The sequence below is a fragment of the Holospora obtusa F1 genome, from assembly GCF_000469665.2.
In the GTDB taxonomy this organism is placed as follows: Bacteria; Pseudomonadota; Alphaproteobacteria; order Holosporales; family Holosporaceae; genus Holospora; species Holospora obtusa.
Window position 1 is genome coordinate 1 of sequence record NZ_AWTR02000086.1, and the last position, 9631, is coordinate 9631.

At 32.9% G+C, this 9631-nt stretch carries 6 protein-coding genes and 1 pseudogene; 3 read left to right on the plus strand and 4 right to left on the minus strand.

Features of this window, described 5'->3' with window-relative positions:
• Nucleotides 1-311 precede the first annotated feature (311 nt).
• Both P618_RS05495 and P618_RS05500 read left to right on the plus strand, forming a co-directional pair.
• Entirely contained in the window at nt 312-650 is a 339-nt protein-coding gene (locus P618_RS05495; protein WP_021827083.1) for a thioredoxin family protein, read from the plus strand.
• A 12-nt stretch (nt 651-662) separates the two neighbouring features.
• Complete coding sequence (locus tag P618_RS05500) at nt 663-1394, plus strand: purine nucleoside phosphorylase YfiH/LACC1 family protein (protein ID WP_021827084.1); 732 nt, start codon at nt 663-665, stop codon at nt 1392-1394.
• Nucleotides 1395-2281: 887 nt separating this feature from the next.
• Here P618_RS05500 and P618_RS09550 read toward each other — a convergent pair.
• From P618_RS09550 to P618_RS05515, 4 genes and pseudogenes are all read right to left on the minus strand, one after another.
• Nucleotides 2282-2515, minus strand: a complete 234-nt coding sequence (locus P618_RS09550; RefSeq protein WP_420805335.1) for an IS1/IS1595 family N-terminal zinc-binding domain-containing protein — start codon at nt 2513-2515, stop codon at nt 2282-2284.
• A gap of 148 nt (nt 2516-2663) precedes the next feature.
• On the minus strand, nt 2664-4379 hold the full coding sequence (gene argS / locus P618_RS05505; RefSeq protein ID WP_021827085.1) for an arginine--tRNA ligase: 1716 nt from the start codon (nt 4377-4379) through the stop codon (nt 2664-2666).
• 209 nt (nt 4380-4588) lie between these two features.
• Nucleotides 4589-5042, minus strand: a pseudogene (locus P618_RS07460) (transposase family protein); the annotation flags it as partial.
• Between the two features lie 444 nt (nt 5043-5486).
• The gene (locus P618_RS05515; protein WP_024161262.1) at nt 5487-7562 is read right to left on the minus strand and encodes a hypothetical protein; all 2076 of its coding nucleotides are present in this window, start codon (nt 7560-7562) and stop codon (nt 5487-5489) included.
• Nucleotides 7563-8602: 1040 nt separating this feature from the next.
• Here P618_RS05515 and P618_RS05520 point away from each other — a divergent pair.
• Nucleotides 8603-9556 carry an ISAs1 family transposase gene (locus P618_RS05520; protein ID WP_024161263.1) on the plus strand — a complete coding sequence of 318 codons (954 nt, stop codon included), beginning with the start codon at nt 8603-8605 and terminating at the stop codon, nt 9554-9556.
• Nucleotides 9557-9631: the final 75 nt, after the last annotated feature.

Below are 9631 nucleotides of genomic sequence, written 5' to 3' on the forward strand. Positions count from 1 at the left end.
TTATCAAATAGTCGCTATACATATCAAGAAGATCCAGTTTCATTTTTTGTCCTTAAAAACTTACGGACGAAAAATATGATTATTTCAAGCAAAAATCAACTATTGCTGCGTAACATCAGTTAACCGATTTATTGAATGCAGTGCTTTCGATTTTAAGTTACTGAAGATTAGGGATAGACAAATTTTTTTGATTCTAAGAACTCAATGTAGTGTGGCTTGAATTTAAATTCAGTTTCGAAAAGTGGTTGACTTTTTTAAAATATCGTGAGAAAATCCGAACACTTTGTGGTATTTCCAGAGGAAATCAATAAGTGAAAAACTTAGATCATCAGTTTATTATAGAATCCGCAAAAACGCATAATGTTCTTGTAGACTGTTTTGCAACTTGGTGCCCTCCTTGTAAGGCACTTTTACCTGTTCTGGAATCAATTTCTGAAGATGCGTTTTGGTCTCAATCTTTAAAAATTGTAAAAGTTAATATTGACGACAATCCAAGTATAGCAACGCGATATCGTATTCAATCTTTACCTACATTGATCCTTTTTCCTAAATTAAAAGATTTAGACGAACAAGTTGTGGAGATTGCTCGTCATATTGGGGGAATTTCAGAAAAAGCATTAACAGAGTGGTTACATCTTCATCTAGATTAAGGATTGTTGTATTTGTTAGAAAAATTTGATTTTTCTCCATCTTTTTGCGCAGAATGGAAGATTCCCCATGGATTTTTTCCAGGAATGTTTGAAGAGCGAAATTTGAGTGTTGGGTATAAAAGTGTTGAGACATATTTAGAGAATCGTCGTGATCTTGTTTTATCTTTAAATATGAATCCTAATAAGATACTATTTCCTTACCAAACGCATGGTTGTGATGTGGTGTCGGTGACGAACGTTACTGAAATTTCTCCTGTATGTGATGGATTGGTAACAAATGTTCCAGGGATAATGTTGTGTATTTCAACCGCTGATTGTGGTCCTGTAATGTTTTGGGATGGAGCAGATGTTGTAGGTATTTGTCATGCCGGATGGAAAGGAACATTATCTGGGATATTAGAAAATACTTTAGATGCCGCGCGAGATCTTTCAAAATATCCTGAAAAAATTCAGGCTTGTTTGGGGCCTACGATTCGTTGCCAGCATTATGAAGTTTCTAAAGATTTTTATGATTTTTTTATTTTGGAAGATCCTAAGAGCTATCTTTTTTTTAAGCAAAGAAAACGGTTATATTTTGATTTACCGGGATATATTAATTTTCGGCTTTTACAACAGAAGTGCATCTTAGTGGATACTCTTGAAAATACTTACGAATCAAGATTCTTTAGTCGCAGACAATCTGTTCATCAGCATTCTCTTTATAAATATAGTTTTGGATCTATGATTGGAATTTTTGAAAAATAGGATGTTTTTAACATAATTATTAACTTTTAGATTGTATTTTTAATAAAGAGGTACGTTCTGATCACTAAGGATACTTTAGATTTACACATTAAAGTAAGAGATCAACATATATCATAGATCAAAAATTGAATAGATTGATATTTTGTTTATACAGTAAAGTAAATAAAAATGTTCTAAAAATCAAATTGATTCAATGTTTATTTTTTTATTAACAAAATAAACACTTATTAGTAACAAAAAATTATCCAAATTTTATCTGGTGGTATGTTTTTTAAAAAAACTTTTTTCGTATTGAATATATGTATTTTTAGACATTTTTAATAGCTATCTTAAGTTTTTTTTAGTTTTTTGAATATTTTTACACGCGATAGCCATTAAAATAATTTAAAATGAGAGTTGAGAGCTTTCACCTAAAGATAGCTAGCAATGTTTTTTGATAGTGATTAAAGATTTCTGGCGTCGTAAACGCACACCAAAGCTTGATTGATCCGTACACCATAAATTCCTTCTTGGAAACTATTTTAGTACGTCTCGTCATGCGCCCTAGGTGATTGTATTACCATTATCTTTATCTATGCATACAGCGCCTGATTTTCCAATATTATGGCGGTTTTTTTGGTAGAATTTTAGAAAAAATATCCCAATCATCAATATAAAATGTGCAATTTTCAGATGTTTGACTTTTTCGTAAAATCGTGTGAATGTTGCAGCATCACGATTTTCTGTAAAGTTCTTCGTGTGCTAGGATCAACGGCTTTGATAATCCAGAGTTTTTAACTTTTTTTGGAAAAAATACTACATTTCATCAGAATTTCACTACTTGAATCTGACCTAAAACTTCAGATCCTTGTATTTTTTTCATCTCTGCCACTCCACACCTGTATATACTAGAAGGAGAATGATGCCTTAGCTAAAGCGTATAAAATGAGGCATAAGGCTTTTTTGACAGCCGTCTCACTTTTGCCCCTCTTGTCACCTTCAACAAAGTTATAACCACATTCCTTACACTTATAGCGCTGAACCTTGCGTACTATACCGTTCCTTATGCAGTTTTCGGAATTACACTTCTTGCAATGCATTGCTGATGATCTTAATACGACACTATAGTCGCATTTTGACATAAATCTATCTAAACGTCAAAACTCTTTTTAAAATATCTATTAAAATAATAAAGAAACTTACATACAGATGAATTAATACATTAAAAAAGTAAAATTTTAACAATACTTTTTATTCAATTCAGTCTCTAAATTTAGCGTTAACTAAAATTTAAAGCTCTTCTTTTGCTTTAATTCCCAAAAGAGCTAACCCTTGTTTAAGCGCGATAGCAATGGCTTGAATCCACACCAAATTTGCCAAAGAACGTTCGGAATTTTGTGAATCTAAAAAGCGAAGCTCTATCTGATTGTTTCCCTTTTGCCACAAGCTATGAAAAGATTGCGCTAATTTGTACAATCCTGAGCACACAACGTGAGGTTCTCTAGTTTGCGCAGCACTTTGAATAAGACGAGGAAAATCCAACGCCAACCCTATACATTCTCTATGCTCTTTTCCCCAAAAAGATAACTTAACATTTCTCCACCATCCTTCTTGCAAAGACCAAATTTGCTTTCCACGACGCAATACCGAACAACACCGAGCATGAGCGTATTGAATATAAAATATTCCATTATCTTTTGTACAAGATTTCATATCTTGTATATCTAAATCAAAATGCGTATCTGCTTTTTTACTCACCATAAAAAATCGAAACGTATCCGCATCGATATAGTTCAAAATATCCTGAATAGAAACATAGGTCCCTGCACGTTTTGACATTTTTATAGGCTGTTTTTCAAAAAAGAATCTTACCATCTGACAACATATCATCTCTAAATGTACACAATGCGCTGATAATGCTTCGATAGCACCTTGAAGGCGCATAATATGTCCGCTATGATCAGCTCCAAAAATATCAATACACATGGAAAACCCTCTACGAACTTTGTCCATGTGATAGGCAAGATCTGCCGCAAAGTATGTCCATGTCCCATCTTGCTTACAAAGCGCCCTATCTTGTGCATCTCCCCATAATGTTGTACGCAACAAAGATAGCTGTTCATTTTTTGGTTCTTTAACTGAAGAATTTGAAGATTTTGGAGCCTCCATCGTGCCTTGATACACCCAACCCTTTTCACTGAGTTGAGAAAATAACGCATCAATTTCTCCATTTTTATGCAAAAACCGCTCACACGTAAAAACATCGTGACGAATATTTAAAGCTTCTAGATCCTCTCGAATTAAAAATAAAACTTTTTGTACCGCAAAACTCCCCACATAAGATTCCCAAATAGGCACGGGAACATCAAGCCATTCACGACCATGGAGTTGAACGAGTTCTCTTGCAATGTTCTCAATATAATCTCCTGGATAAACTTCTGAATCTTCACAAACATATCCCAAGAGCGTTTTGTAGGCACTATATACAGATCGCGCTAATAATGTTATTTGGTTGCCTGCATCATTGACATAATATTCTCGTGTTACATTGTACCCTGCGTATTGCATAATATTTGCTAATACATCCCCAACTACAGCGCACCTTCCGTGCCCTACATGCAATGGACCAGTAGGATTTGCAGAAACATACTCGATGTTTACAGAAATATCTTTTGAAGCTCCTCTACCGTAAGTTTCTGAATTTTCTAAAATATTTTGCGTCCATGTTCCCCATAAATAAGATTCTACAGTAAGATTCACAAATCCAGGCCCAGCAACCACAGATCTTTTTACACCTTGAACTTGTTCAGCGTGAAACGCAATACGTTGAGCTATTTTTATAGGATCGATTTGAAACTGTTTTGCAGCAGAAAATGCACTAGAGGTCGTAAAGTCTCCGTGAGATCTTTGTGCAAGAAGATTAAAATTTAGTGTCATTCCCACATAACCTTCTTGACTTAATCGATTTTCAATCCATTTTTGAAGCTTAAAAAGAAATTCTTCCATAAAAAAAATAAACTAATACTCTTTTTAAGTATAACAGTTTTAGCGTTGAAACACTATGACCTGACTCTAGAATCACTATTTACAAAATTTAAAAATAATCCGTTGAAATATTTTAGAAAAGAACTTTCAGAGATCATTTATTACTGAAAACAAGATAAAAATCAAGAATATTATCATGATTTTTTAATTAGACCTCTTTCGAAACCCATTTATACTAGCTCAAAATTATAAATTCCAGTGATCAGATTCAATCTGAGGCCAAATCTTTTTCGTCTGTTTGTCTATTTTTCAGATATAATTTTAAATTGTTTGAGCATACCAATAACATTTTCATTTGCAACTCTTTCACTCGCAAGTTTTTGGTTTTTCTCCTTTTTTTTTCCCGAATAAAATTTCCTTTGTTTGTTAGTGCGATTTTTTCTTTTTTTGGCTATTCTATAGGCGCTTCGGTAGCATCTATTAACATTACATCATATTCTATATCGCTCTTAAGTGATGCTTTTCGACCAGGAAAGCAAAATCTGGATGCTTGATGAGCCTATCTTCAATCCACTTAGTTCCTTTATAGCATGAACTTTCGCTTATTCCATAACTTTGATTAACATGAAAATATGTGCGATATTCTCTGATATATTCCAACGCCATTAATAGTGGATTTTTCATCCGATAAAATCTTCACTTGTTCGTATTTCAATTATAAAATCATCATATTTTTATTGACCTATCTTCAGTATACATATATATTTTAGTTTCGAAAAAGAAGGCTAATTTTTGTGGCAGGTTTTTTGCGTTTCATAGTGAGCTTAATCTTTTTCGACCACTTGATCAGGCTTGCAATACCGATTTTGAAACGTTGGGAACCCTCTGAAAAACTTAACTTTTCCGTCTATTTGATCGACACAGCATGACGCCTAAAATCGATGTAATACTTTTACTCCTATAATAATTTAAAATTTTCTTTAAATTACAATCATTTTATGTGGTTTTATCTATACACAGGCGCACAAAATCTTGTCCTTTACACTAAAATCAATCTTATTAAAAAAGGACATCCAAAGAAAAAAATGTCCTTTTACATTTTATTAATGCGCTGTGTGTTATAATTTTCTAATCTTGCTTCGGAATTTTACTCCATTCCAGATGTAATTTAGGAGGAGCAATCTGAAGTCCTTCTAACTGAGCTATGGTATAGTAAGCATCGATTTCCATGGCATATGCGCTGAGCCCTTTTTCGAAAGCGTTTTTCAAATATCCAGAGTTTTCTGGTACATCCAATGGATATAATCCCCCAGCACTTACGGAATTGTTATAAAATTCTAAGATACGAAAATAAGGATTTTCCGGATCTCTGAGATCTGATGCGGATATTGTTTTAGATTTATCCGTTATTTCTGTCAAAAAATCGGTCAACGTCTTAACCTTTCCACCCAAAAAATTCTTTACTCTCTTTAATGGGGCGCTATATTGTTTTTTAGCTAGATCTAACGAACAAGACTGTATTTTGTACACATCATCGGCTAATTTTTCGATAGATGCTTTCTGGATAGCTTTGAAAATATTCATACTATGTGTTGTCGTGCTGGTATCTATTTCCAAAATATTTGGGTATGCTTTCTTAAATTTTTCGTCGATACAAAGTGAATATTTATTAAATAGTTTGTGTCTTTTATGTTCATTTTGTTCTTTTATTGCGTGATAAGAAGATGAAAAATTATTCATTTCTTTTTCGATCATTTTTTTTAACTTATATTCTTTTGCTCGAGCCACACTCGTATCTAGAATTGCTAAATGAAGATATGTATCAAAGTTTTTCCTGTTACTTTCCTGTTCAGTACGTACATAATACACCCCTTTTAGGAAGGTTTCTTTTTGTTCTGAAGGCACTGAAACGGACTCTGTAACTTTTTTTATATTTTCAATATATTTATCTACTTCATTTACTGCTTTAAGATTATTTGTATATTTCGCTACACAGGCGTTCCTCCACCACCAAAAACGAGATCCTGAATCTCTTAAGTCTACAAGCTCTACTTCATTTTCTTCCCAAAAAAAATAGGATACTGGCTTTGTTAATTCTATAAACTTTTCGTCATCAGCCCACCAATAAAAATAGGATACTGGCTGATTTTGATTAGGAAAAGCAAGATTCATTTCATTTACTTTTTTCTCTATTTTTTCTGTAATATCTGATTTTAGAATATTCGTCTTAATTGTTTGAATGTCTTTAAGAAGCATCTCAACAGAATTAGCATTTTTCTTTTTAAGAAATTTAAAAGCACGATTAATAAAGTTTTCCCCTTCTATCTCAGATATACCCTTAATTATGGCTGCATCATTAATTTTGGTAACATTTTTTTTAAAAAATTTTATATAGTCATCATAAGAAAAAGTTTTCAGTTTAAAGATAATCTTAATAAAATCTTCTACTACTTCTGGAGAAGGTCTTACTCTATTAAAAACAAAATTTATACTCCGTACAGAAATTCGTGTACAATACTCTTGATTAATCATAGTTTTTCTGAAACGACGTATAGTACTCTCCTTGATATACTTTATAAGCTTCCAAGGGAATCCATCCAGCTTTTCAGTTATTTCGTTGATTTTTTCATGATTTAAAATTTTTTTGAAAAACTCTTGCTGATTAATTCCAATACATTCGTCTAATAGGAAATTCCAATCTGATCCTTTCATTTTCTTAATTACTTCTTTATTCTTCAAAATTTGCGTGAAACCGTCAAGATCTTTTTTAGATGCATACACCAGTAATACATTAGACCAACACCCTCCATCAAATTTTTCAACAATTTGTGCGTTTTTCATCATTGATGAACAAAAGGCTACACAATCTACTTCAGTAGAAAAATCCTCCAATCTACTTAACACCTCTTTCCAATGATATGCCGTCATTTCTTGAACAACTTCACTGCTCAAAATCATTTCAAAGAAATTTTTCTTATCGTTCGAAATACAAAATTCGATTACTTCTGTCCAATCAGCTCCGCCCATTAGTTCAATAGTCTTCAGATTGGTCAATTTTCGCATAAAATTCAAAAGATTATTACTTTTTATAGATTCTTTTAAAGATTCTACACAAGTCTCAGCTGTTTCTTTATAATTAGCCGATAAACCAGGCAAAGAAGTTTGCGAAATGAATAAAAATAACAATATTAATTTTTTTTTCATAAAAACCCCATATCATTAACAGATGATAATGATATACATTATTAAAACAAATGTCTACAGGGGGGAAGACATATTATTTTTATTATTTTTTTTTAACAAGAATTTTTTAACAAAAAATTAATTTAATCCTCAATTTATCGTGTAGAGAGTTAAGATCCAAATAATGCGCTTTCTGGAGGCGCGTTGTGAGATATGATTTTTGTACGAGATTAAAAAAAAATCTGACGCAAAAAGTAATAAGCAGATATTAAATTGTAGGCTTGCTTATGTTATGACAAAAAATTTTGACATAATTATTATGGAGCTGATAGGATTTTTGACCTCATTTTTACTCTTGTTATAAAGATTTTTCTTTGCTCAGAGCTCTAATTTTTGGTAAATTGAAACACATTGCCTTCATAAATTTAGAAAATTGATTCTTTGCAATGCCTATATACCGTAACCGCTTGCTATCAAAAACTCATTTCAAAGGGGGGGCTATACTCGTTATTTAAGTCAAATTTTTTCTTCATAGTTTCTTCTTCACTGCGAAAAGATGAACTCCTTTCTTAGATGCCGCTTATCTTTTCTGGCAATGTACAATCTCCCCCCTTATCCGTATAAATATGCTCTATTTTTAGGGAAAACTAATGCTAATACCTTTTCCGTCTGTCAAATTAATAGAGGCAACCGTAACTTTGTTGATCATTCCCTGATGGTATATCAACGCTGATATAGTTTAATTGTGCCAAAACTTAAGACATCCTTTTGCGCTCAATCTTCTCTGTTTTATCTTTAAAAAATTTAGGCAAAATTTCATGATTTAGGTTTTCAAATGTTTGTTTTGTTGCCTCATCGCGCTCCTGACAAATGCTCGCTTTAAAAACAAATGATGTTGCATCTACACACATAAAACCCTAGATCATATAGCGTGCTACTGTGCAGCTAATTCTTAAAAGTTGCAAATAGCTTTGATAAAAGATTAGTGTCGATCTTATTACGTAGCCAGGGCCTACGCATGAAGAAATTTTATTCTACAACTGTGTTTAAAAGATGTATAGATGTATATTTGCCTTAAAATTATAGAAAGCCATTTTAGTTCATTGGAAAATCCCCGTTCCTCAAGGAACCCACGCCACCCTTTTATGACTTTGATAGCAACCAGTTTGTTAGCAGTTCTTTGTGGTATCGACAGTTTTAGTGGGATGCAGGATTTTGTTGAGATGCATAGGGAAGCGTTGAAAAAATATTTCGACTTTCCGTCTGGTGTGCCAAGTCACGATACTTACCAACGGCTTTGGGATAACTTATTCCCCAATCAATTTAGAGATTGTTTTTGCGATTTTGTAGAAAGTCTTCAAAAAATAACGAGTGACATTATGAATATCGATGGAAAAACGATCCGGAATAGTTCTTCAAATAAGCCTCTTCATAGTGTAAGTGCTTGGTGTCATAAGAATAAAATGGGTTTCGCCCAAGAGAAAGTGAATGAAAAAAGCAATGAAATCAAAGCCATTCCAAAATTGTTAAAACTTTTAGATCTTGAAAATAAAATCATTACGATCGATGCCATGGGAGCTCAAAGGAACATGTGTCAGCAAATCGTTGAGAGGAAAGGTGATTATGTTATTTCACTCAAAGGCAACCAAGGAACATTGTTTGAAGATGTTAAGCTCTTTTTATCTGAGTTAAATAACCACGAAAATAATGACAAACGCCATGGAAGAATTGCACAGCGTGTGGCCGTTGTTTCACATCATACAAAGTGGCTGAATGACATTCATCAATGGCCTGGTTTAAAATCCATAGGTCGCATTACCTCAACGGTGCTTCGTAAAGGGAAAGAATCGAAAGATACCCGATACTATATTTCATCAAAATTATTAAGTGCTTTTGAACTGAATGAGATTGCCCGTCAGCATTGGGGAATTGAAAATCAACTGCAACTGGGTTTTGGATGTTATTTCAGAAAACTCGATCAAGTCTATCATGCGCAAAAATTCTATGTCTTTTAAACATCTTATTAACTGATGTTACGCAGCAATAGTTGATTTCTGCTTGAAATAATCATATTTTTCGTTCGTAAGTTT

Coding starts and splice junctions, on each gene's coding strand:
- P618_RS09550 (WP_420805335.1), bottom strand. CDS start 2,515: ATGTCAAAATGCGACTATAGTGTCGTATTAAGATCATCAGCAATGCAT.
- argS (WP_021827085.1), bottom strand. CDS start 4,379: ATGGAAGAATTTCTTTTTAAGCTTCAAAAATGGATTGAAAATCGATTA.
- P618_RS05515 (WP_024161262.1), bottom strand. CDS start 7,562: ATGAAAAAAAAATTAATATTGTTATTTTTATTCATTTCGCAAACTTCT.
- P618_RS05520 (WP_024161263.1), top strand. CDS start 8,603: ATGTATATTTGCCTTAAAATTATAGAAAGCCATTTTAGTTCATTGGAA.